General features: G+C 51.9%; 24 protein-coding genes. 19 read left to right on the forward strand and 5 right to left on the reverse strand.

Annotated elements, in window-relative coordinates:
• Positions 1–19: 19 nt before the first annotated feature.
• The 10 genes from def (at position 20) to spoVM (ending at position 9,077) form a co-directional block, all read left to right on the forward strand.
• Positions 20–505 carry a peptide deformylase gene (gene def, locus ASG81_RS17725; protein ID WP_056636898.1) on the forward strand — a complete coding sequence of 162 codons (486 nt, stop codon included), beginning with the start codon at positions 20–22 and terminating at the stop codon, positions 503–505.
• Positions 506–509: 4 nt separating this feature from the next.
• Positions 510–1,466 carry a methionyl-tRNA formyltransferase gene (gene fmt / locus ASG81_RS17730; RefSeq protein WP_056636901.1) on the forward strand — a complete coding sequence of 319 codons (957 nt, stop codon included), beginning with the start codon at positions 510–512 and terminating at the stop codon, positions 1,464–1,466.
• The gene (gene rsmB / locus ASG81_RS17735; RefSeq protein WP_056636904.1) at positions 1,463–2,992 is read left to right on the forward strand and encodes a 16S rRNA (cytosine(967)-C(5))-methyltransferase RsmB; all 1,530 of its coding nucleotides are present in this window, start codon (positions 1,463–1,465) and stop codon (positions 2,990–2,992) included. Before fmt ends, rsmB begins: the two co-directional genes overlap by 4 nt.
• Before the next feature lie 100 nt (positions 2,993–3,092).
• The gene (gene rlmN / locus ASG81_RS17740; protein WP_056636907.1) at positions 3,093–4,139 is read left to right on the forward strand and encodes a 23S rRNA (adenine(2503)-C(2))-methyltransferase RlmN; all 1,047 of its coding nucleotides are present in this window, start codon (positions 3,093–3,095) and stop codon (positions 4,137–4,139) included.
• 7 nt (positions 4,140–4,146) lie between these two features.
• Entirely contained in the window at positions 4,147–4,908 is a 762-nt protein-coding gene (locus tag ASG81_RS17745; RefSeq protein ID WP_056636909.1) for a Stp1/IreP family PP2C-type Ser/Thr phosphatase, read from the forward strand.
• 5 nt (positions 4,909–4,913) lie between these two features.
• The gene (pknB, locus tag ASG81_RS17750) at positions 4,914–7,013 is read left to right on the forward strand and encodes a Stk1 family PASTA domain-containing Ser/Thr kinase (RefSeq protein ID WP_056636913.1); all 2,100 of its coding nucleotides are present in this window, start codon (positions 4,914–4,916) and stop codon (positions 7,011–7,013) included.
• A complete protein-coding gene (gene rsgA / locus ASG81_RS17755; protein WP_056637696.1) occupies positions 6,976–7,938 on the forward strand; it encodes a ribosome small subunit-dependent GTPase A in 963 nt (320 codons plus the stop codon). Before pknB ends, rsgA begins: the two co-directional genes overlap by 38 nt.
• A gap of 5 nt (positions 7,939–7,943) precedes the next feature.
• Positions 7,944–8,588 (forward strand): ribulose-phosphate 3-epimerase, encoded by a 645-nt coding sequence (rpe, locus tag ASG81_RS17760; RefSeq protein WP_056636918.1) that lies wholly within the window; start codon positions 7,944–7,946, stop codon positions 8,586–8,588.
• Positions 8,589–8,599: 11 nt separating this feature from the next.
• Complete coding sequence (locus ASG81_RS17765; RefSeq protein ID WP_056636924.1) at positions 8,600–8,875, forward strand: hypothetical protein; 276 nt, start codon at positions 8,600–8,602, stop codon at positions 8,873–8,875.
• 121 nt (positions 8,876–8,996) lie between these two features.
• Positions 8,997–9,077 (forward strand): stage V sporulation protein SpoVM, encoded by an 81-nt coding sequence (spoVM, locus tag ASG81_RS17770; RefSeq protein WP_010345573.1) that lies wholly within the window; start codon positions 8,997–8,999, stop codon positions 9,075–9,077.
• A 99-nt stretch (positions 9,078–9,176) separates the two neighbouring features.
• On the opposite strand, the gene rpmB is transcribed toward spoVM, so the two are convergent.
• A complete protein-coding gene (gene rpmB / locus ASG81_RS17775; RefSeq protein ID WP_056636926.1) occupies positions 9,177–9,365 on the reverse strand; it encodes a 50S ribosomal protein L28 in 189 nt (62 codons plus the stop codon).
• 294 nt (positions 9,366–9,659) lie between these two features.
• On the opposite strand from rpmB, the gene ASG81_RS17780 reads away from it, so the two are divergent.
• The 5 genes from ASG81_RS17780 (at position 9,660) to ASG81_RS17800 (ending at position 15,108) form a co-directional block, all read left to right on the forward strand.
• Positions 9,660–10,019 (forward strand): Asp23/Gls24 family envelope stress response protein, encoded by a 360-nt coding sequence (locus ASG81_RS17780; RefSeq protein WP_056636929.1) that lies wholly within the window; start codon positions 9,660–9,662, stop codon positions 10,017–10,019.
• Positions 10,020–10,075: 56 nt separating this feature from the next.
• Positions 10,076–11,803, forward strand: coding sequence for a DAK2 domain-containing protein (locus ASG81_RS17785; protein WP_081417422.1), 1,728 nt, complete (start codon positions 10,076–10,078; stop codon positions 11,801–11,803).
• 33 nt (positions 11,804–11,836) lie between these two features.
• Complete coding sequence (locus ASG81_RS17790; protein ID WP_056636935.1) at positions 11,837–12,691, forward strand: DegV family protein; 855 nt, start codon at positions 11,837–11,839, stop codon at positions 12,689–12,691.
• Between the two features lie 7 nt (positions 12,692–12,698).
• Positions 12,699–14,750 carry an ATP-dependent DNA helicase RecG gene (recG, locus tag ASG81_RS17795; RefSeq protein ID WP_056637699.1) on the forward strand — a complete coding sequence of 684 codons (2,052 nt, stop codon included), beginning with the start codon at positions 12,699–12,701 and terminating at the stop codon, positions 14,748–14,750.
• A gap of 70 nt (positions 14,751–14,820) precedes the next feature.
• A complete protein-coding gene (locus ASG81_RS17800; RefSeq protein ID WP_056636938.1) occupies positions 14,821–15,108 on the forward strand; it encodes a stage VI sporulation protein F in 288 nt (95 codons plus the stop codon).
• A 48-nt stretch (positions 15,109–15,156) separates the two neighbouring features.
• Here the strand turns inward: ASG81_RS17800 and ASG81_RS17805 are convergent, their stop codons facing one another.
• Positions 15,157–15,852 carry an SOS response-associated peptidase gene (locus ASG81_RS17805; protein ID WP_056636942.1) on the reverse strand — a complete coding sequence of 232 codons (696 nt, stop codon included), beginning with the start codon at positions 15,850–15,852 and terminating at the stop codon, positions 15,157–15,159.
• Between the two features lie 173 nt (positions 15,853–16,025).
• On the opposite strand from ASG81_RS17805, the gene ASG81_RS17810 reads away from it, so the two are divergent.
• The gene (locus tag ASG81_RS17810) at positions 16,026–17,318 is read left to right on the forward strand and encodes a DUF2515 domain-containing protein (RefSeq protein ID WP_056636945.1); all 1,293 of its coding nucleotides are present in this window, start codon (positions 16,026–16,028) and stop codon (positions 17,316–17,318) included.
• Positions 17,319–17,372: 54 nt separating this feature from the next.
• On the opposite strand, the gene ASG81_RS17815 is transcribed toward ASG81_RS17810, so the two are convergent.
• Genes ASG81_RS17815 through ASG81_RS17825 form a run of 3 tightly spaced genes read right to left on the reverse strand, consistent with a single transcriptional unit; the run spans position 17,373 to position 19,160 of the window.
• Positions 17,373–17,699 (reverse strand): YolD-like family protein, encoded by a 327-nt coding sequence (locus ASG81_RS17815; protein WP_056636948.1) that lies wholly within the window; start codon positions 17,697–17,699, stop codon positions 17,373–17,375.
• Positions 17,696–18,961 carry a DNA polymerase IV gene (locus ASG81_RS17820; RefSeq protein WP_056636951.1) on the reverse strand — a complete coding sequence of 422 codons (1,266 nt, stop codon included), beginning with the start codon at positions 18,959–18,961 and terminating at the stop codon, positions 17,696–17,698. Before ASG81_RS17820 ends, ASG81_RS17815 begins: the two co-directional genes overlap by 4 nt.
• Entirely contained in the window at positions 18,951–19,160 is a 210-nt protein-coding gene (locus tag ASG81_RS17825; protein WP_056636954.1) for a hypothetical protein, read from the reverse strand. The genes ASG81_RS17820 and ASG81_RS17825 overlap by 11 nt, the downstream gene beginning before the upstream one ends.
• 303 nt (positions 19,161–19,463) lie before the next feature.
• On the opposite strand from ASG81_RS17825, the gene ASG81_RS17830 reads away from it, so the two are divergent.
• The 3 genes from ASG81_RS17830 to ASG81_RS17840 are packed head-to-tail and all read left to right on the forward strand — an operon-like array spanning position 19,464 to position 23,349.
• Entirely contained in the window at positions 19,464–21,011 is a 1,548-nt protein-coding gene (locus tag ASG81_RS17830; protein WP_081417423.1) for a spore germination protein, read from the forward strand.
• 18 nt (positions 21,012–21,029) lie between these two features.
• Positions 21,030–22,232 carry a Ger(x)C family spore germination protein gene (locus ASG81_RS17835; RefSeq protein WP_056636961.1) on the forward strand — a complete coding sequence of 401 codons (1,203 nt, stop codon included), beginning with the start codon at positions 21,030–21,032 and terminating at the stop codon, positions 22,230–22,232.
• A 34-nt stretch (positions 22,233–22,266) separates the two neighbouring features.
• Positions 22,267–23,349 (forward strand): GerAB/ArcD/ProY family transporter, encoded by a 1,083-nt coding sequence (locus ASG81_RS17840; RefSeq protein ID WP_056636964.1) that lies wholly within the window; start codon positions 22,267–22,269, stop codon positions 23,347–23,349.
• The last annotated feature ends 37 nt before the right edge of the window (positions 23,350–23,386 follow it).

Here is a 23,386-nt window from a genome sequence, read left to right on the forward strand (position 1 = left end):
CGCAAAGGAAGGGAATACTATGAGTATCCGTATTATTGTGAAAGAGCCAGATCCGGTATTGCGGGAAGTGGCTAAGGAAGTAACGAAGTTTAATGCAAATTTGCAAAAGCTGCTTAAAGATATGGCTGATACGATGTATGACGCTGAGGGAGTAGGGCTTGCAGCGCCTCAAATCGGCATTTCAAAGCGGGTTATCGTCGTTGATGTAGGCGATGAGAACGGCTTGGTCGAAATGGTTAATCCGGTCATCGTGGAGCAGGAGGGCGAGCAGCTTGGTCCTGAGGGCTGCTTGAGCATTCCTAACCTGAACGGAGACGTTCTACGCGCAGACCGCATCGTCGTTACAGGCCAAGACAGCAGCGGACAGACGTTTACGGTCGAAGCGAAGGGCTACTTCGCACGTGCGTTCCAGCATGAGGTTGACCATTTGAACGGCATCTTGTTTACCGATTTGGCGGAGAGCGTCTACGACATTTCGGAAAGAGTCAGAAAAGGCGGCGAATAGCTTCATGCGTATCGTATTTATGGGAACGCCGGATTTTGCCGTTCCCTCTTTGAAGCTGCTCTTGGAGCAGCATTACAATGTTGTCACTGTCGTAACGCAGCCAGACCGGCCGAAGGGCCGCAAAAAAACGTTGACGCCGCCGCCTGTAAAGGAAGCGGCGTTGTCGTTCGGGCTGCCTGTGCTGCAGCCTGAGCGGATGCGCAGCGCAGAAGCCGTTGCAGCGGTTGCAGAGCTGAAGCCGGATCTTATCGTAACGGCTGCTTACGGACAAATTTTGCCGAAAGCGCTGCTTGAGATTCCGCGTCTTGGCTGCATTAATGTGCATGGCTCCTTGCTGCCGAAATATCGCGGCGGCGCTCCTATACAACGCTCTATCATGAACGGAGAGAGCTCTACAGGCGTGACGATTATGTATATGGCGGAAGGATTGGACACGGGCGATATGATTAGTGTCGTGGAGCTTCCGATTACTGACGAGGATACGTCGGGAACAATGTTTGAGAAGCTAAGCAACGCCGGCGCGGAGCTGTTAGGCAAGACATTGCCGGCTATCATTGCCGGCGAGGCGAAAGCAGTGCCGCAGCAAAATGAACATGCGACCTATGCGCCAAATTTGACCCGCGAAGACGAGCGTATCGATTGGATGAAGTCTGCGCGTGCTATATTCAATCAGGTGCGGGGCTTGTCTCCAATGGCTGGAGCCTTCACCTTTCTGAATGGAGAAGTATTTAAGGTATGGCAGTGCGCGGTTCCTTCCGATGCTGCTCCGAAACCGGCTGCGTCAGTGCCTGGAACAGTCATAGCGGCAGATCATAACGGCATTCATGTACAGACCGGCGCGGGCGTGCTTGTTCTGCAGGAAATTCAGCCTGCCGGCAAGCGGACGATGAATGCGGCGGAATGGCTCAAGGGTGCGCGTCTTGAAATAGGCACGCAGCTCGGTGACGGAGGTGCAGGATGACGGAAGGCAATCGTAAGCCAAGCGGCAATAGCGGCAATGGCGGCAATGGCATGAAGAGCAAGCCTAAAGCCCGGCACGGGCATAAACGCCCTGCTAACGGCGGCGGCAAGCCTGCCCAGACTGCCCAGACTGGTCAGCAGCAACCGGGAACACGCAAGGCCAAATCTCCGCGCGAGCTGGCGATGGATACATTGGTAAAGGTCGCCGGGACCGGCGCTTACAGCAATTTGCAGCTTAATCGCACGCTGCAGGATGCAGGTCTGCAGCGCGCGGACGCAGGGCTTGTAACCGAGCTCGTGTACGGTACGATCCAGCGGCAAGCTACGCTTGATTATTGGCTAAGCCGGTTTGTTTCCAAAGGGTTACATAAGCTAGAGCCTTGGGTTCATCAGCTTCTCAGAATGAGCGCTTACCAGCTGCTCTACTTGGATCGCATCCCTCCGCATGCAGCGGTGAATGAAGCGGTAACGATCGCGAAGAAGCGCGGACATTCCGGCATTTCCGGCATGGTGAACGGCGTGCTGCGCAGCATCGACCGCGGCCGCGGAGAGCTGCAGGCTTCCGATATAAAAAATGCCGATCCAATCGTGCAAATCGCGCTGCGTCATTCCTACCCGGAATGGCTCGTAGGCCGCTGGGTTGCGGCTTACGGCGCGGAGACGGCAGAGGCCATCTGCGCAGCAGGCAACGAGCACCCGCATTCCAGCGTTCGCGTAAATACGCTTAGGGGCAGCCGCGAGGAGATAATCGGCCTTCTGAAAGCAGCGGGCTACGATGCTGTACCTTCTTTTATCGCGCCCGCCGGCATTGCGATAGACCGTGGAGGCAATCTGGCCGATACGGACGGATTCCGCGAAGGCTTGTGGTCGGTGCAGGATGAGAGCTCTATGTTGGTCGCAGAGGTCGTAGCTCCGAAAGCGGGCATGCAGGTATTGGATTGCTGCGCGGCACCGGGAGGCAAGAGCACGCATTTGGCCGAGCTGATGGGCGGCAAGGGGAAGGTATGGGCCAATGATTTGCATGCGCACAAGCGCGATTTGATCGTGACGCAGACCGAGCGTTTGAAGCTTCGCAACGTTGAAGCGATCACCGAGGATGCGCTTAAGCTGGCTGAACGCTTCAAACCGCAATCGATGGATGCCGTCCTGCTCGATGCGCCGTGCTCCGGATTCGGCGTTATTAGACGGAAGCCGGAAATCAAATGGACGAAGACAGCGGGTGATGTGTCGGATATTGCAGCGGTGCAGCAGCAATTGTTAAACGCAGTGTGCGGACTGGTTCGTCCGGGCGGCGTGCTTGTTTACAGCACATGCACAATTGAGAAGGACGAGAATGAGCAGCAGGTAGCAAGGTTTCTGCAGGAGCATCCTGAATTTGAGCTGGATCGCAATTGGCCGGAGGCCATTGCCTCACAGCTAAGGCAAGCGGGCGTTATCGGCGAGCATTTTGACGGTCAAGCGCAGCTGCTCCCGCAGCATTTTGACAGCGACGGCTTCTACATTGCTCGGATGGTAAAACGGCCTTAATCTGCCGTTATGGCTGAACATGGGCGTTTGTGGTAAAATAAATCGATGGCGGCGAACGAAATGCATTAGCCGCCCTACTTTAAGATACAGGTGTGATGAAATGAAAACATGTATATATGACTATACGCTCGAGCAGCTTCAGCAATGGCTGAAAGATAACGGCGAGCCGGCTTTTCGCGGCGGCCAGCTGTTTGATTGGCTGTATGTGAAGCGGGTAAAGAGCTTTGAAGATATGTCCAACCTCCCGAAGGCGCTGCGCGAGAAGCTGGATGAGCATTTTCAGATTATAACGCTAAGTGAGATTACGAAGTTTGAATCGAAGGACGGAACCGTTAAGTTTCTGTTCGGCCTTCATGACGCGCATGCGATCGAGACGGTTATTATGCGCCATAACTACGGCAACAGTATTTGCGTGACGACTCAGGTCGGCTGCCGGATCGGCTGTACGTTTTGCGCTTCGACGCTCGGCGGCTTGAAGCGGAATCTGACTGCGGGCGAGATCGTTGCACAAGTCGTGACTGCACAGCAGTTGCTCGACGCTACTGGTGAGCGCGTTTCCAGTATCGTTATTATGGGATCGGGCGAGCCTTTCGAGAACTACGACGCAACGATGACATTCCTTCGCATCATGATTCATGAGAAGGGGCTGAATATCGGGCAGCGTCACATTACCGTTTCGACGAGCGGCATCGTGCCAAGCATGTATAAGTTCGCGGAGGAAAACACGCAAATTAACTTGGCCCTGTCGATCCACGCGCCGAATGACGCGCTTCGCTCGAAGCTGATGCCGGTTAACCGCCGGTTCCCATTCGATGATGTCATTGCAGCTTGCCATAACTATATCGCGAAGACCGGCCGGAGAATTACGTTTGAGTACGCATTGATCGGCGGAGTGAATGATCAGGTAGAGCATGCGCAAGAGCTGGCAGACGTGCTTTCAGGCATGCTGTGCCACGTCAATTTAATTCCTGTAAACCATGTTCCTGAACGGAATTATGTCCGGACACCTCGTGAAGACATCTTTGAATTTCAACGCGTATTGGAGCGTAATAAAGTGAGCGTAACGATTCGTAGGGAGCAAGGCCATGACATAGCGGCTGCCTGCGGCCAATTAAGAGCGAAACATATGGATTCTCAGGCGAGGTGATGACTGATTGTTAACGGCAAACCGCAGTGATATCGGACGGGTTCGTCAGGTTAATGAAGACCAGTCTTGGGTTAGTCAATTAAATAACGGGATAACGCTCGCCATCGTAGCCGATGGCATGGGCGGGCATCAGGCCGGGGACGTTGCAAGCAAGAAGGCAGTGGACGCCTTCCGCAGCATGCTGGAGCAAAGCGCTGTGAAAACAGATTTGTCCCTGCAGGAAGGCAAAATGCTTATCCGGCAAGCAATTACTCAGGCGAATGAGGCTGTGTTTGAGCTGGCCTCCCGTAACGAGCATTATCATAACATGGGCACTACGATTGTGGCTGCGTTAGTTAAACAAGATAATGCGATTATCGGACATGTCGGTGACAGCCGCGCTTACAAGATTACCGCAGGCGTCATTACGCAAATAACGACTGATCATACACTCGTAAATGAATTGGTCAAATCCGGACAGCTTAGCATGGAAGAGGCCGCTCACCATCCGCGCCGCAACGTGCTTACTCGTGCCGTAGGCACGGATTCGCATGTTGATATCGACGTTCAATCGGTGGAGTGGTCCCCTCAGGATGTGCTGCTGCTGTGCAGCGATGGGTTATCGAACATGGTGAGTGAGCAGCAAATGCTGCAAACGGTCACTACTGAGCAGCTGGAGCTGGAAGCTAAAGCTGATCATCTCATTCAGCTTGCGCTGCATGCTGGCGGAGACGACAATATTACGGTCGTTCTCCTGCAAGAAGCAGCTGGTACGAATCGAGAGGGGTGACAAGGATGATCGGACAGGACTTAGGCGGACGTTATGAAATATTGACTCGTATTGGCGGCGGTGGAATGGCGCTTGTATATAAAGCGCATGATGTGCTGCTGAACAGAAAGGTCGCGGTGAAGGTGCTGCGGCAGCAATTTGTACATGACGAGGAATTTATTCGCCGTTTCCGTCGTGAGGCACAGTCAGCAGCTGCGCTATCTCATCCGAATGTCGTCAGTATTTATGATGTAGGACAAGAAGAGGATACGCATTATATTGTGATGGAATATATCGAAGGCCACAATTTGAATGAAATTATAAAAGAGAGTGCGCCGCTGCAAACAGATGAATCGGTGCGCATTGCCATGCAAATTGCCGACGCGCTTGATCATGCGCATCAGAATCATATTATTCATCGCGATATTAAGCCTCATAATATATTAATAGGAAAAAACGGTCGTGTGAAGGTTACCGACTTTGGCATCGCGCGTGCGGTTACGTCATCGACCATTACTCAGACCGGCTCGCTCATCGGCTCGGTACATTATTTTTCACCCGAGCATGCGAAAGGGATCAATACCGGAGAAAAGTCGGATTTATATTCACTCGGCATTGTGCTCTATCAAATGCTGACCGCACAGCTGCCGTTTCTCGGTGAAAGCCCGATTAGCGTAGCTTTGAAGCATTTGCAGGAAAACTTCGACGAGCCGCGTACAGTCAATCCGCATATTCCGCAAAGCGTCGAGAACGTCATTCTTAAAGCGATGCGCAAAAATCCGGGTGAACGTTACAGCTCGGCGCATGAAATGCTGCTGGATCTGGATACCTGCTTGCGCCCTGAGCGGTTGAAGGAGCCTAAAGTATCGTTTACGAGCATAAACGATTTCGACGAGACGCGCGTGATGCCTGCTATTCGCGGCGATATTCGGCCAGCAGCTCAGGCAGAGCGTGAGCAGCCGGTTAATCCAAACGCGAGTGAGGATAAGCATTGGGACGAGAAGGACATGGCGCCGAAGTCAAAGGGGTGGAAAAAACCGCTTACCGTCGTCGGCGTGACGCTGCTTTTGCTGGGGTTAATCATTTGGGGCTTTATTTGGCTCCTTGGCGTACTGGACGTCGCGGAAGTAGACGTGCCTTACGTCGTTGGCAAAACGGAAACGGAAGCGCGGCAGCTGATCGAGGCTGCGGGGCTTAAGATTGAAGAACCGGTCATTCACGAGCATAATCAGGAAATTCCGAAGGATCAGGTATTCAGTCAGACGAAGATGAATATGCGAGTCAAGGAAGGCTCCTTTATTCAAATATCTGTCAGTGATGGCCCGGAGCTGGAAGAGCTCGGCAACTATATCGGGAAATCACTGCAGACCGCGATTGATGAGCTGGGCGCATTAGGCATAACGGAGGAACAAATCATTATTGAACCCGTGTTCAGCGAGGAAGCTGTAGATACGATTATTCAACAGTCTCCAAAGCCGGGCGAGCAATATAATCCCGAATCGGCTGAATTCAATTTCATGGTCAGCAAAGGCCGAGAAACCGTACCGATGCCGAATTTAATTGGCAAGCGGCTGGACGAAGCGAAGGATCTGATCAAGGCAAACGAGCTGACGCTCGATGAGCCGGATATTTTATACGAGCCTAGTTATTTGCATCAGAAGGACTTTGTCATCAGTCAGGACCCGTACAAACCGAAGGATCTTGTATCCAAAGGGGCTAAAATATCGATCCGCGTAAGCTCAGGCCCGCCGGCCGATGCGAAGGAGCATCAATTCAATATTAATATTTCTCCGGCTGAAGCTGGAAAGACAAGTGAAATCCGAATTGTCTATTCCGATGCGCGCGGTGAAAACATTGAATGGGATAAAAGGCAAATTACGAGTACGCAAACCTTCCCTGTTACGGTGATTGTAGCGCCGGATACGGAAGCTAGAGTGACGGTTTATCGCGACAATCAGTTTATCGATACCAGAACGATAACGTATGATGAATTAATGAAGGGTACAAATTCATCCACCTTGACCATTCCGGGTGAAGAAGTGCAGGCGACAGAAGAGCCGGCACAAGCGGAGGTTACCGAAAGCAATGATGAGCCAATTGAAGAAGAGCAACAGCAGCAGCCATAATAGCAAAGCCGGTCATCTCAAAGGCACGATAGTAAAAGCGCTCAGCGGTTACTACTATGTGCGGGCGGAGAATGCGGCATCGGACTCGATCACGATCCAATGCCGCGCTCGGGGCGTCTTTAAAAATAAGGGACTTATGCCGCTTGTTGGCGATGTGGTCATGTACAGCCTAACGGAGAACGGAGAGGGCACCGTCGAAGAGCTATTACCCCGTTCATCAGAGCTTATTCGCCCGCCGGTTGCTAATATCGATCTTGCGATTCTCGTCTTTTCCGTGACGGAGCCTGCACTTAATTTGCAGCTGCTGGATAAGTTTCTTGTGCATATCGAGCATGTAGGCATACCTGTGGTTCTGTGCTTAAGCAAGCAGGATTTAGAGAATGACGGTTTGGAAACGGAGGAGGCGCGCGCTGCGGCTGCCTCCGTTAATCGTATATACCGGGCACTCGGCTATGAAGTGTACGGGACAAGCTCGCGCCTTGGCGAAGGGATCACTCCGTTTCAAGAAAGGCTGAAAGGCCATTTGGCGGTTTTCGCCGGACAATCGGGCGTAGGCAAATCGTCGCTGCTTAATGCGATCGTTCCCGGTCTAGAACTTGAGACAAATGTAATCAGCAACAGACTTGGACGAGGCAAGCATACGACTAGACATGTTGAGCTGATTGAAATTGGCGGCGGTTTAGTCGCGGACACGCCTGGATTTAGCCAGCTGGATTTTCACGAGCTGGGTATAGAGGATTTAGGCTATTGCTTTATCGAGATGCGCAAGCTGTCCCCTGATTGCAAATTTAGAGGCTGCACTCATGTGCATGAGCCAGGCTGCGCCGTCCTCGCCGCGGTTGAGAGCGGTGAGATCGAGAAAAGCAGATATGATCACTACTTACTGTTTCTAGAAGAGATGAAAGAGAAAAAACGGAGGTACTAACAACTATGACAATTATCGCCCCTTCCATACTATCAGCTAATTTCGCAAAACTTGGAGAGGAAATTGCGGCCGTGGAAGCGGCAGGAGCGGATTGGATTCACGTTGACGTGATGGACGGGCATTTTGTTCCCAATCTGACTTTTGGTCCGCCGGTTATATCTGCTGTACGCTCAGCGACTACGCTGCCATTTGATGTTCATTTGATGATTGAACGTCCGGAGTTGTCGATTGCAGACTATATAGCGGCAGGAGCTGACCGGATTACGGTACACGCCGAAGCCTGCGTGCATTTGCATAGAACGGTACATTATATTAAAGAAAAGGGGCTTCCGGTTGGCGTAGCGATCAATCCGGCAACGCCTGTTACCGTGCTGGAGCCTATTTTGCATGATCTCGACCTTGTGCTTATTATGACGGTTAATCCAGGATTCGGGGGACAAAAGTTCATTCCATATTCACTCGTGAAATTGCGTCAGCTCCGCACGATGCTGGAAGAGCAGGGCCTTGATGAGGTGCATGTTCAGGTTGACGGCGGCGTAAATCAATCAACGGCTGCAGTTATCCGCGAGGCCGGTGCTAATGTGCTTGTGGCGGGGAATGCCGTGTTCGGCGAAAAAGACCGTGCTGCGGCAATCGCAGTATTGCGTTAGCGGCTAGAGCGATGAATGAGCGGTTAAAAACGACATTTTGGCTACTCGGCTATACGGTTCTTGCAGGTCTAATGCTGGCGATTTTCTCGATGATAACGGAATTTTACCGGTATCTCTTTTCGTTGTTGGCATTATACATAGGGATACGCTTTTTCCGGAGATTTGAGACGCTTGGACTGCGGATTACCTTCTTCGTCTTGTCGATTGTATTTTATTTGCTTATCACCGTAATTGTAGCCGCAGTTATCTATATAAGGGGTAATTTAGACACAATAACGGGCTTGTAAGGCGCTTTCCTCCGCGGTTCACGATGGAATAGGACGAACTGACAACGCATAGGATGGTTACATGAGCGTAGGAATTTTGTCACGGATTAATTCGATGAGCGTGTCTGAGGAGGGATGAGGCATGAAATTTTATACAATAAAACTGCCTAAATTTTTGGGCGGGTTCGTAAAGGCGATTTTGAATACCTTCCAAAAAAATTAGGTCAGATGCTGCAGGACACCCTTCGGCCGTGATCGTAGAAATGTAAAAGAAAAGCACCTGAGCGCTCAGGTGCTTTTGTCTATGGCCAAAGAGCCATCATTATACGCGGGTAACTTTACCGGATTTCAGTGCGCGAGTGCTGACATAAACACGTTTCGGTTTACCGTCAACCAGGATGCGAACCTTCTGCACGTTTACGCCCCAAGAACGACGAGTTTTGTTGTTTGCGTGGGAAACGTTGTTACCTGTACCAGGTGCTTTACCTGTAAGAAAACATTTGCGGGACATGACTACACCTCCTTTAAATCTTGCGTGTGCAAAACTGATTCCATAAGCTATGGCTTCGTTATGCGTGAGGAAAACTTCATTCGAAAGCGAAATAACATTTAAACACACTTGAATATCGTATCATAAACATCGGTTCTGTTCAACCTAAATATATGGCCAGGTATGTTCTTGATTGAAGAGAAAGCTTGCAATGGCGTAGAAAGATTGGATTTGTCGAACAGACTTCAATAAAGAAGCCGTTTATAGTACAATGGTATATAGTCCATAATGTATAGAGTAAGGGAGTGTATTTCCATGCCACTGCAGCTTAGCACCGAATTAGGTTCCATACAGGTCTCAGACCATTGCATAGCCATTATTGCCGGCTCTGCGGCTATGGATTGTTATGGACTTGTTGGAATGGCGTCACGCAAACAACTGAAGGACGGAATTGCCGAGCTGCTCGGACGGGATAATTTGACTCGCGGCGTTGAAGTTAGACGTGAAAATGAAAAGCTTCATATTGACCTCTACATCATGGTGAGCTATGGAACGAAAATTTCCGAAGTCGCGCATAACATTCAATCCAAGGTGAAATATGTGCTGAATGACGTAATCGGTCTACAAGTGGAAGCAGTCCATATAATTGTGCAGGATGTCAGGGTACTTAAGTAACAGGGAGGGAAATTTCGTTGAGTAAGCGCTTTATAAACGGATCTGATTTTGCTGCAATGGCACTGCTCGGCGCGGACTATCTACAACGTAACGCAGAGCACGTTAACGCATTAAATGTGTTCCCGGTGCCGGATGGTGACACGGGTACAAACATGAACTTAACGATGTCCTCAGGCGTTCGTGAGCTCCGCAGCAAGCCGTCAAGCAGCATTGGAAAAGCGACAGAAGCAATGTCGAAGGGGCTGCTGATGGGCGCGCGGGGTAACTCTGGCGTTATTTTGTCACAGCTGTTCGGAGGCTTCTCCAAATCGCTTGCCGGACTTGACGAAGCAGGAACAGCGCAGTTGGCCGCTGCTTTGCAAAACGGTGTTGACCTCGCTTATAAAGCTGTTGTAAAGCCTGTAGAAGGAACAATACTTACCGTTGCTAAGGAAGCTGCCAAGCACGCCGTTCAATATGCACGCAGAACAAATGACGTAGCTGATTTGATGCGCGAAGTGCATCAGAAGGCATATGAAGTTTTGCAGCGCACCCCTGATTTATTGCCTGTTCTGAAGCAGGTCGGCGTAGTCGATTCAGGCGGACAAGGTCTGGTGTTTATTTACGAGGGCTTCGTACGCAGCCTTTTGGAGCTAGACGGCCATATGGATTCGAGCGCGATGCCATCAGAAGCAGCTCCGCCTGAAGAGGTAGCTGTTCCGACAATCGCTCCTGCGATTCGGGTGCAAGAGCGGATATCGGCGCAATCGCGCTTATCAACGGAAGCGATCGAGTTTTTATACGATATGGAATTTTTTATAAATCGCAAGCTAAGCGGGAAAGCAGGAGTGTTTTTTAATGAATCCGCTTACAAGCGGGCGCTTGGAAAAGACGGCGATTCTATACTGGTCATAACAGAAGACGATATTATTAAGGTCCATGTACACACGCGTAAACCGGGTGACGTGCTTAATCTATCGCTTCCTTACGGCGAATTAACCGATATTCATATCCTTAACATGCGCGAGCAGCATCGTGATCTGCTTGAGCACGAGCAAGACGATTCAAGCGTCGCAGACTTTTCCGCGGCTGAGCTGCTCGCAGGGCAGAACGTTCAAGGCATACCTCCAGGGCAGGTATTCGAATGGGCGCCGTATGGCATCATTGCGGTCGCAATAGGCGAGGGTATCGCAAACATCTTTTTGGAAAATGATGTGGATACGGTATTGTCCGGCGGCCAGACGATGAACCCTAGCACGGAGGATTTCGTGAAAGCGATCGAAGCGTTGTCTGCGGAGCATATTTATCTTCTCCCGAATAACGGAAACATTATTTTGGCGGCTGAGCAGGCAGCCGAGCTTAGCGAGCGCAGTGTTACTGTCATTCCGACCCGCACCATTCCGCAGGGCTTAGCGGCTGTCCTTGCTTTCAAGGAAGAAGAAACGGTCGAGCGCAATAGCGCATGGATGAAAAATGCGGCAGAACAGGTTCTCTCCGGACAAGTAACAAGGGCCGTACGAGATACTGCGATTGAAGGCGTAGACATTCGACAGGGCCATTATATCGGCATCAAGGAAAAAACGATCGTCGTTTCAGATGAGAGCTTGGAGTCGGCCTGCCAAACGCTTATCGTCAGTATGCTGGAATCAGGCGGTGATTTGTTAACGATTCTTACCGGCGTGGATGCTGAAGCAGCCGGGACTGCATCGCTTTGTGAATGGATTGGGGAACATTATCCTGAGCTGGAGCTGGAAGTGCAAAAGGGCGGACAACCGCTTTATCCTTACGTTTTTGCTTTAGAGTAAGATGCATTGTTTAAACGCGGGGAGGGGAATACGGTGGGAAAGGTTCGAATAGTAACGGATAGTACGGCTGACATTCCGGATGAGGTCAGGGAGCGATTGGGGATAAACATCATTCCTCTTAAGGTTCACTTTGGCGAGGAGACGTTTCTGGACGCCGTAACGATTAAGTCCGAGCAGTTCTACGAGAAGCTTGCACAGGCTTCTGCGCCTCCAACGACGTCGCAGCCGTCTCCGATAGAGTTCTCAGATGTATACCAGCGGTTGCTCGCTGAAGATGCGGACTCGCCGATTATTTCGCTGCATGTGTCAGCTGCGCTCAGCGGCACGTTTCAGTCGGCTAAAATTGCTTATTCCATGCTTGAGAATGATGCTGATGTTACGATAATGGATTCGAGATCAGCTTCTTACGGCTTCGGAATGCGTGTCGTGATGGCGGCTGAAATGGCGCAGGCAGGTGAATCGAAGGAACGGATTATCGAGGAAATCGATCGGCTGGAGCGAAATACGAATTTATATTTTCTAGTGGACACACTCGAGTATCTGCAAAAGGGCGGACGGATCGGGAAGGCATCGGCGTTGATCGGTTCGATTCTAAACATAAAGCCGATCCTGTCATTAGATCAGGATGGAGTCGTTACGGCGGTGGACAAGGTGCGCGGCTCGAAGAAAGCGATGACTCGTATCGCCGAGCTGTTAAAGGATACGTACGGAGACGAGCCTGTCGGGATTACTATGGCTTATTCTTTTCGCAAGGATTCGGCAGAGGAGTTATACGAGCTTCTCAAGAGCCGGTTCAATGTGCGGTCGGTTGGCTGGACAACGATAGGCGCAGTTATCGGGACGCATACTGGACCCGGCACATCGGCTGTGTTCATGTACAGGATGTGATAGGATGATGACGCTGGATCAAATTTCTGTTCGGCAAATCAAAGGCGTGAGTGCTCCTAAGGAACAGGAGCTTCACGCCTTTGGCGTGAGAACAGTTGCGGATATACTGGACTATTTTCCATTTCGCTACGAGGATTACCGCATTCGCGAGCTCACCGACGTGAAGGAAGGCGAGAAGGTGACGGTGCTCGGACATGTTAGAGGCATCCCTGTCCTGCAGCGTTACGGCAAGAGCAAATCGAGACTAACGTGCAAGGTTGAAGTCGGACAATGGCTGGTCACGGCGGTATGGTTCAATCGTCATTTTCTGCAGGATCAGCTTGTAACCGGCCGGGAAATTATGCTTACGGGCAAATGGGAACAACAGCGCCTTCAAATTACGGTATCGGACTCGGAATTTCCAGGCAGCGGCGGGCCGGCTAAATCCGGAACGCTGCAGCCGGTTTATTCGGTTGGCGGAAGCATAACGCAGCCGTGGATGCGGAAGACGGTGCGCCAAGCGTTGACGCAGTATGGAACGATGATCGAAGAAATGCTTCCACATGAGCTTGTCTGCCAGCATGATCTGATGGCGAGGCGCGATGCTGTGCAGCGCATCCATTTGCCGGATGATACGAAGGAAGGACAGGCAGCCCGCAGAAGGCTGGTATATGAGGAGCTGTTTCTGTTCCAGTTAAAGCTTCAAGCATACCGGGCGCTTAATCGCAAACGTAATGACGGCATTGCACATCGGATCGAAAGCGAGACGATTCGCCAGTTTGCTGCGATTCTCCCTTTCGAGCTGACCGATGCGCAGAAGAAGGTCGTCAATGAAATTTGCGTGGACATGAGAAGGCCGTCTTGTATGAATCGGTTGCTGCAGGGTGATGTTGGCTCCGGTAAAACGGTTGTTGCGGCGATTGCGTTATACGTTGCAGTCAAGTCAGGCCATCAAGGCGCACTGATGGTGCCGACCGAAATACTGGCGGACCAGCATATGCGCTCGCTCTCGAGAATGTTTGCAGATTTGGGCATAGAGGTCGCTTTGCTGACGGGGAGCGTCACGGAGCGCAAACGAAGGGACGTGCTCGCCGGTCTTCAGATGGGACTGATCGATATCGTTGTCGGGACGCATGCGCTTATTCAGGACGATGTTTTTTTTCGGAGCCTCGGGCTCATTGTTGTCGATGAACAGCATCGTTTCGGCGTGAATCAGCGGAGCGTGCTGCGCCGCAAAGGGATGAATCCCGACGTGCTTACGATGACTGCGACACCTATCCCAAGAACGATGGCGATTACGGCGTTCGGAGATATGGATGTGTCGACGATTCGCGAGCGGCCGCATGGGCGTAAGCCGATTAAGACGTATTGGGTGAAGCATAGTATGATGGAGCGCGTGCTTGCCTTTATTCGGAAAGAGGCGGATAAAGGGCGGCAAGCTTACATTATTTGTCCGTTGATCGAAGAGTCGGAAAAGCTCGATGTGCAAAATGCGATTGACCTATACGTGCAAACGCAGCAATCGTTTCCGGATTTGCGGGTCGGCTTGCTGCACGGACGGCTTTCAGCTGCGGAGAAGGAAGGCGTCATGGGCGCTTTCAGCACAAATGAAACGCATGTGCTAGTCGCTACGACGGTCGTCGAGGTAGGCGTGGACGTGCCTAATGCGACGCTTATGATCATTATGGACGCCGAGCGGTTCGGCTTGTCCCAGCTGCATCAATTGCGGGGGCGGGTAGGACGAGGCGAGCATCAATCGCATTGCATATTGGTAGCCGACCCGAAATCGGAAACCGGACGAGAGCGGATGAAAGTAATGACGGATACGGACGACGGCTTCGAGGTATCGCGGCGCGATCTTGAGATTCGAGGGCCGGGTGATTTTTTTGGCACGAAGCAGAGCGGTCTGCCGGAGTTCCGATTGGCGGACATGGTGGCCGATTATGAGGTGCTGGAGCTTGCCCGGGACGATGCCGCTGAATTAACGGGGCGTGACGATTTTTGGTCGAATGAGTCCTATGCCAGAGTTCGCAGCGTGCTGCAGAAGGATCCATTTTTTCAAGGGGAACAGCTGGACTAGGCAATATTTACCTCCAGGCGGCATATAGTTTAACGATGTGATTGGATTGCCGGATGGAGGTGTCAGGGCAGTGAGTTACCAAAACTATGGAATTCGGCCGCAGCTGGTCGAGCGCGTTAAATACAAGATGAAAAACCCTGTCGTGAAGGATCGAATCAGGCAGCTGCTGGGCAATGTGACGAAGTACGATTTGCAGGACCGGCCAAAGGTGAGGAAGCTTGTGAAAGCGGCGGCCGTTATTTTGCAGGAGCAGCTTACGGATACGCAGGAGGACCAGCTCGTTGCCTTCGTCATGGGGCAAAAAATCGATCCCAACAACACGTTTCATTTGTTGAAGCTGTGGGGGATGTTTCGCTGACCGCTTGGGGTCAGCGATTTTTTTTGCTTATACGGGCAGCCCTGGCCACTACCACAGCTCTAGCTGCTCGTCCGTCCAATAGGGCTCGATTAACGCAGGCTCGTCGTTGCGGACGTTTCCGACAGCTGCGGAGACAGGATATGCTTCGAGTTCATTCGCCGGGTATGGCTGCAGGAGCGGAGCAATCGCAGTGACGTCCGTTACGACGCGGTTCAGCCAGAGCTGTTCATCCTCGGGGCGCAAAATGACCGGCATGCGGTCGTGAATGGGGGCAACGAGCTCGTTCGGCGTCGTGGTCAAAATGGTGCAGCTATTTATTTTTGTTCCTTCGGGTGAGAGCCATGTTTCATACAAACCGGCCATACTGAATAAGGCTCTGCTCTTCAGCACGATCCGCATAGGCTGCTTGCCTTGTGCCGTCGTTTTCCACTCATAAAAGCCATCGGCTGGGATCAGGCAGCGTTTGCGTCTCAGCGGCGCCCTAAAGGCTGGCTTACCGGCTGCCGTCTCTGAGCGTGCGTTAAGCATCTGGAAGCCGATCTTCGGATTGTCAGCCCATGGGGGTATAAGTCCCCATTTCAGCTCTCCTAGCCGGTTGCTATTCCCGTCGTTTAAGATCGTTAGCACCAGCTGGCTGGGAGCTACATTATATTTCGGGCGGTGAAACGGCACCATCGTTTCTCCGATCATATATCTGACCATCAGCTCCTCCAGCGTGACGGTGAGCGTATATCTCCCGCACATGACTCTCATCCCCTTTCTATACGTTTCCCCCTATTATACATTGCGGCTGGCTGAAGCGCATATGTTGCTAAGATGGTATGACTAACCGCACGGTGGATGATACTGGATCATATAGACTTATAGCGATGCATCACTCCTGCATAGGCAATGACGTTGAATAAGGAGCGCTGACGATGGGCAAAAAGAATGAATCACGGACATATAGCCGTTCATTCGGCTACTGGCTGCGGGAGCTGCTCGCGCTGCCAGGTGCGGCGTTCGACTATGCCGTTGGAAAATGGGTGGCGATGACCGCAGCGCACACGATGATGGCCGAGGCGATACCACTGCAGCTGTCGGCTCCCGCTGTAGCAAAGCTGATGTATGCGTGGTCAAAGCCCGGCGCAGCGCTTGAGGCTGGGGCAACTTGCGGATGGACCGGAGAGGAGCTCGCGCTCATTGAACGAATCCGCACAGAGACGGCTGCTTGCAACCGCAATAATGTCACGCGGACAGAGGCCTACCGCAGCGTATATTTCCGCACGTCCGAGCTGCACTGGGCGCTGCTTGCCCATATGGTATCGCGCAATGGCGGCTGGAACATGACAGATTTGCAGGGGGAGTGGCTTCCTTGGCTGCTCAGCGCGGAGAAGCGGGAGGCGGTGTTCCGGTTTTTGGAGCAGGCGAACGCGTTGATCTTTCAGGATGCTTATCCGCAGCTGCTATTGTATGAATGGAGCCGGCGTGAGGGCAGGAGCTTGTTCCATCTGCTGCCGGCTTTTGGCGTATCGACGTTCATGATGCCGGTCTGGAAGCAGTTTTGGCGGGATCGCGATTCGGTGCCGCTGACGATTGCGCTGATCGTCAACGAGCAGCATTATATCGAGCAGCGCGTCGTGCAGCATCCTTATTTTCGCGAAAAGGTGCTTCATACGTTATTTTTTGGACTGCAGTCTCTGCTTCAGCTGAACGGCGTTATTTTTCCGTACGGGAATGGAAAAGAAAAAGGCGATGGAGCTGCCGTGCTGAAGCTCTCCGGGCTTATTATGGAGCGATTCGAAAATTTGCAGGAGCGGATTGAATTCGGCAAGCGGCTTTACGCGATGCTGTTTGGCATTCCGCGCGTATATGAGGGCGCCAAATGTTTTGCCGGGGCGGTTAAGCATACCGGCTCGCGCGCGGACTATGCACCGCATATGTTCGCGCGAGTGCGCAAGCAGCCTCCAAAACGCGTTTATGTTGAACGTCTGCTTGGCGGACGGCTGAAGCCGGGGGCCGAGCCGCTCTACAGTCCGGAGCTTCACACAGCTTGGGGCGATCAGCCGCTTGAAGCTTCAGATGGCGGCGACTGGTTTAAGTCGGCAGCTGACGTAGCGCCTTTTTTTCAAAAGCTGCCGCTGCCGCATACCTTTGAAATTACGAATGAATACGGACTCATACTGAGCAAGATCGAGCTGGCGGTACTTGCGATGCAGCGCGGGAAGTAAATCTGTATGGATCCCCCATTGCCCTGTAGTACATATGCTCAGTAGAATGACAGGCTATTGGTCTGTTACCGCTCCTTCAATATCTTTGATGGCAAACCACTCGCCATCGACCATAAAACGGCCTTTCAGCTGATCGATCCGATCCACGATGCCGATGACGGTAAGCTCCTCGAACGGGTGGAACAGACGGAGCGTAACGGGCTGCCGCTGCTGCAGCGAATCGGTCACGGAGCGGGCTACATTCTCCCACTCCTGTTCATCGAGCTCAATGCGCTGCCGCTGCCGCAATGCCTTCTCCTGCTCATTAATCGCTACCTTGTGCTCGGGCAGCATCATGCGGCTCGATTCCCAAAGCCCGTTTCCTTCAAGCTTCTTTCTCATTTGTAATGTCCTCCAATCTTCTCAGAGCGGTGCAGCGCCTGCCCGGCGGGAGTAATGGAAGCCGCTCTTAAAATAGCAGCGTCCCCGTACTTTTGTTTGAGTGCATCGGTCGCCCGTTCAAGCGCCATCGTCTTCTCGCGGTGCGGGTCAAACAAGGAAAGCTGGTACTCATCATCCTGCGAAAATGACGATAGGCTTACGCCGACCTTTCTCACCGGATAGCCGTCCCAGTGCCGCAGCACCAGCTCAATGGCGGTGCGGTAAACCTGATTGGTGACGTTGGTCTGATCGTCCATTTTCATTTGGCGGCTAAAGCCGGTTGGCCGGTCATAATCGGCCCCCATTAAGCCGACCGAAACGACCTGCCCCATATAACCTTTGCCCCGGCAGCGCTGGCAAACGAGCTCCGTCAGCTCAAGCAGCACGACCTTGATCTCCTCGAGCTTTCCATAGTCGCGCGGCAGCGTCATCATATGTCCCACCGTCTTCGGAGCAACCTGATGTGTACCCGGCGTAACGGGACTATCATCGATTCCATTCGCAATGCGCCAGTACAGCTCGGCGTTAATATCGGAGTTTTTGCCGAATTTGCGGCGCATCATCAGCTTTAGCTTCTCGAGCGGCGTTTCGGCTAATTGACCGATCGTCTCCAGCCCCATCGCATTAAAATGCCGCGTCATTCTGCTGCCGACCATGAACATTTTGGAGATGGGCAAGGTCCAAAGCGTTTCCTGGAGCTTATCCTTCGATAAAATATAAATGCCGGAGTCGTTTTTCTTCGCGTAGTTGTCGCAGGCCGTCTTCGCCAAAATTTTATTTTCCGCAATGCCGAAGCGGGTATACACCCCGAGCTCTGCTTGAATGCGGGTTTGGATGTGATGCGCCAGCTCCTCCGGCGATCCGTACAAATGCAGCGAGCCGCTCACATCGAGAAACTGCTCATCGATCGAATAGGGCTCGACGAGGTCGGTATAGGACTGATAAATACGCGTAATAATCATGGAAATATCGATATACAGCTGCATTCGCGGTCTAATGATCACTAGATCCGGACACTTCGCAAGCGAGTCGCCGAGCCTCTCGGCAGTCGTTACCCCGAAGGACTTGGCGATCGGACAAGCGGCGAGGATGATGCCGGATCTGCGTTCGGGATCGCCCGCAACGACAACCGGCAAATCGCGATATTCGGGATGCTCCGCCTTCTCCACTGAAGCATAAAACGATTGGCAATCCACAAGCATAATTACTTTGTCAAGAGACATGTCGGCTCACCAGCTCTGCCGCTAATACATTTGCCGCCAGAAAGACGCGCTGTGCGCTCGAGTCTATGCAGAAGGCTCTGACGTAACCGTCTCTCACGGATATGACCCGAATCCTTCGTTTCGTAAACTTGCCTTTTTGACTCATATAAATAACATCAACGACACAACCGATTGCGCTGAACCATTTTTCCAATGTCATGATGCTATCCCTCCACAGCAAGAACGTTTGTTCTTATTATATACAGAACATGCGTTCTTATACCACAGGATTTTTGTGGTTATTTTTGACAAGGTTTGTCGAGGCCCGCTGCGGAGACTTCTGAGCGGCAGTTCCGTGAGATTTTAATGACAAAGCAAGAGGGTGGTCCGGCATGGGGACTGCCCTCTTAGACGTGCAGGCAGCTCTTCGCCGGCGCAATTATGCAAATACGAGAGAGCAGCGTACATATTTACATCCATAATGCGCCAAAATAGAAGCAACATGGAAACGAAAGGTGCCGCTATGAACAAAAAAAACGCAGGAAGGCTAACGCCGTTCAGTCCATCGCTGCATGCGAACCTCGAAATGCTTCGCGATCGTTTCGGCAGAAGCTCGGATATCGTTATTCGGATGTTTCGCAGCGACGCGGCTCCAGATCGCGAGATCGCGATTATTTATGTGGATGGAATCGTGGACACGGAGACGATTAATGAAAGCGTCATGGAGCCGTTAATGTCGATGAAGCTGCCGCAGCACGCGTACGTCAAGGGCGGAAAGCTGCTGGAGGCGCTTCGCAGCTGCGTCGTTTCAATCGGATCGGTGCAGGATGTAAATACAGTGGAACAAGCTCTCCAATATATGACGAACGGGCTTTGCGTTATTTTGGCGGACGGGAGCGCTGCGGCATTGACCGCGGATGTGGGCGGAGGCGAGCAGCGCAGCGTTACGATACCTCAGACCCAAACGGTCATCCGGGGACCGCAGCACGGATTTGTAGAAAGCGTCCGAACCAACATTAGCTTGATCCGGCGCATTATCCGCTCCTCCGACCTTCATGTGCAAGTGCACAAGATCGGTCAGCAAACGCATACCAACGTAGCCGTGCTGTTTTTGCGCGGGGTAGCGGACGAAGGGATCGTGAAGGAGGTTTACCGCAGACTGGCGGCAATCGAAATAGACGGCGTGCTCGAGAGCGGATATGTAGAGGAATTTATTCAAGACGAGACCTTTACATTGTTTCCGACGCTATTGAATTCAGAGAGGCCGGATACTGTGGCAGCTGCGCTGCTTGAGGGTAGAGTAGCGGTCATGGTCGACGGGTCGCCTATGGCCCTAATGGCTCCGACAACTTTTTTTACCTTTTTTCAATCCCCGGAGGATTATTATCAACGGTTCGATATTGCGACATTCGTACGCATCATTCGTTACGCCGCGTATGTGGTCTCGATTTTGCTGCCTGCCTTATACATCGCTGTTACTACCTATCATCAAGAGATGCTTCCGACTACACTGCTTATTAGTCTAGCGGCGCAGCGGGAAGGCATCCCGTTCCCGGGGCTGGTCGAAGCGCTTCTGATGGAGATCACATTCGAGGTGCTGCGCGAGGCGGGGTTACGAATGCCGCGGGCGATCGGGCCCGCGATTTCGATCGTCGGCGCTCTCGTATTAGGGCAGTCTGCCGTGCAGGCGGGCATTGTGTCTGCGGGTATGGTTATCGTTGTATCCTTCACAGCCATATCTAACTTTGTTATGCCGGAATTTAATATGGCGGCAACCTCTCGCATTATCCGCTTCCTCTTTATGATCATGGCGGGTATTTTCGGGTTTTTCGGCATTTTTATTTCGGTGCTGTTTATGTTGATCCATCTAACGTCGCTGCGCTCCTTCGGCGTGCCGTACATGTCTCCGATGGCGCCGGGTCCGACAAAGCAAGGGATATGGAGAGATACGTTCATAAGGCTGCCATGGTGGGCGATTGTTCTTCGGCCGCTTGATTTGAATCTGCGTAATCCAAAACGGCGGCCGAACGGAAAAAAACCGCCGGCACAGCGCCATACCCGTAAGCCGTAACGAAAGGGAGGAACGGCAATGAATAAATGGAGGCTAATGCTTCCGCTGCTTGTTTGTTTGCTTATTAGCGGCTGCTGGAACCGCGTAGAGCTGAACGATATTGCCGTTATTTCCGCAACCGGCGTTGATTGGAAAGATGGAAAATGGGTGTTATCGTATCAGGTGGTTATTCCGCAAGCGATTTCCAGTCAGAGCGCTACCAGCAGCTCAGCGGCGGTCAATGTCTTTTCCACGAAGGGCGAGAGCTACCGGAGCGCGGTCAGCAAGGCGAGCCAGGAGACATCGCGGCGTCTCTACTTCTCGCATACGCAAATCGTCATCATCGGCCAGGAGGCTGCCCGCAAAGGGCTGGGTCCGCTGCTTGACACTTATTTGCGCAATCATGATTCCCGTGAGACGGTCAGCGTCTACCTGTCGAAGGGCAGCGCGCGCCGAATGCTGGAGCAGCTGATCCCGCTGGAGAAAATTCCAGCCGCAGCGATTCAACGCATGATCACCAATGAAGAATTGAACAGCTCTATATTTCGTCAAATGACGATTCATCAGGTGCTGCTGGATTTGCTGGGCACGACACATGCTACCGGCATTCCGGGCCTCGTTATGGCAGGAACGAATGAGAATATGGATAAGGCCGAGAAACTGACCCGTACGAATACGCCCTCCAAGGTTAGATTATTTGATTTGGGGCTAATTGCCGGCGATAAGCTGGTAGGCTGGATTAACAATGAAGAGAGCCAAGGCATCATGTGGCTTGCGAATCATGTGAAGAGAACGACGATCTCCTTTGCATGCTCGGAGGGCGGGGAAGGGCGAAAGAGCTCATCTATCCGAATTACGTTTGCGAAAACCAAGCTGCGTCCCGAGCCTTCAAGCGGCAAATGGATTATGCATGTGAATGCGGACGCGGAGGGGACGCTGATGGAATACAATTGCGAGGGCGATCTTTCGGAGCCGAATGAGGTGGAGAAGGTCGAGAAGCTCATTGAAGGCGAGATTGCCTCCATTATGGAGAAAGGCTGGAAGGCCGTACGCAGGCATAAGGTCGATGTGATCGGCTTCGGCACCGCGATCCACAAAAAATATCCGAAGCAGTGGTCGGAGGCGGAAGAAAGCTGGATGGAGCTGTTGCCAAGCACGGAAGTGAAGATCGCGGTAAAGGTGAAAGTATATTCAACAGGGATGAGCGGAAGCGGATTTAAGAAGGAACAGAAGAAGGAATAGAAGAAGGGCAGCTCATAAACGGAAAGGAGATACTATGCAGCAGATCGGGAAAAATCAGCTTTCTATTTTGATCATCGTTTTTTTGATCGGCAGCACGCCTTTATTCGAACTCGGCATAAAGGCTAAGCAAGACGCATGGATCGCAATGACGCTCGCTGCGTTTGCCGGCCTGCTGCTAACTGTCATGTATGTCCGCATACAAAAACGTTCTCCTGAATCGGAGCTGGCCGAGCTTTACATCATGCATTTCGGACGGTGGATCGGCGGCTTAGTAGGATTTCTCCATGCTTTGTGGTTTGCGTACGAATCGATGCGCAATGTACGGGATGTAGGCGAGCTTACGATGATGGCGCTGCTTACCTTAACTCCAAAGTGGATTGTTATGCTGCTTATTATCAGCGCGGCGGCATACACCGTCAGCAGGGGCCTTGAAGTATTTGTCCGCGTCGTGCAGCTGTTGTTTCCGATTGTAGCGCTTAGCTACACTGCCATTGTTTTATTTCTGTTTATTGCCAGATTGCCGAAGCTAACGCATTTGCTGCCTCTTTTGGAGAATGGGATGCTCCCCGTTGTGAAGGCTGCATTCCCGGACTTATTGTCCTTTCCATTTGGTCAAATCGTTGTTTTCCTCGTATTTTGGAAGCATGTCAGCGAGAAAGAAATTATCGGACGCGTCTCCTATTGGTCTTTTATCGGGGCATCCGTTTTTCTTATCCTTATGAATTCGATCACGATGTGCGTACTAGGACCGGAGATGGCTGCGATTACAGCTCTGCCGCTGCTTGAGGTCGTTCAGCTGATTAGGCTGGCTAACTTTCTGGAGCGGCTTGATGTTATCGTGACGCTGCTGCTGTTTATCGGTCTCTATGTAAAAATAACCGCGCTGTATATGGCCTCGGTATTCACGTTTAATGCGGTTACCGGCATAGCATACCGTTATTGCGTGCTGCCGATCGGTCTCATCATCTATGCAGCGTCGTTTTTGGAACCGAATAATACGTATCACATGTGGATCGGACTTAATATTACGCTGAAGATCGTTCCGTTATTTCAAGTCGTGCTGCCGCTGCTTATGCTTATGGTCGGCATACGGAAGAAGTATAAAACAGCAGGATAGACCGATAGTTGTTATGCACGCCTCACCGAAACGGCTG

This window comes from Paenibacillus sp. Soil522, from assembly GCF_001428245.1.
Taxonomy (GTDB): Bacteria; Bacillota; Bacilli; order Paenibacillales; family Paenibacillaceae; genus Pristimantibacillus.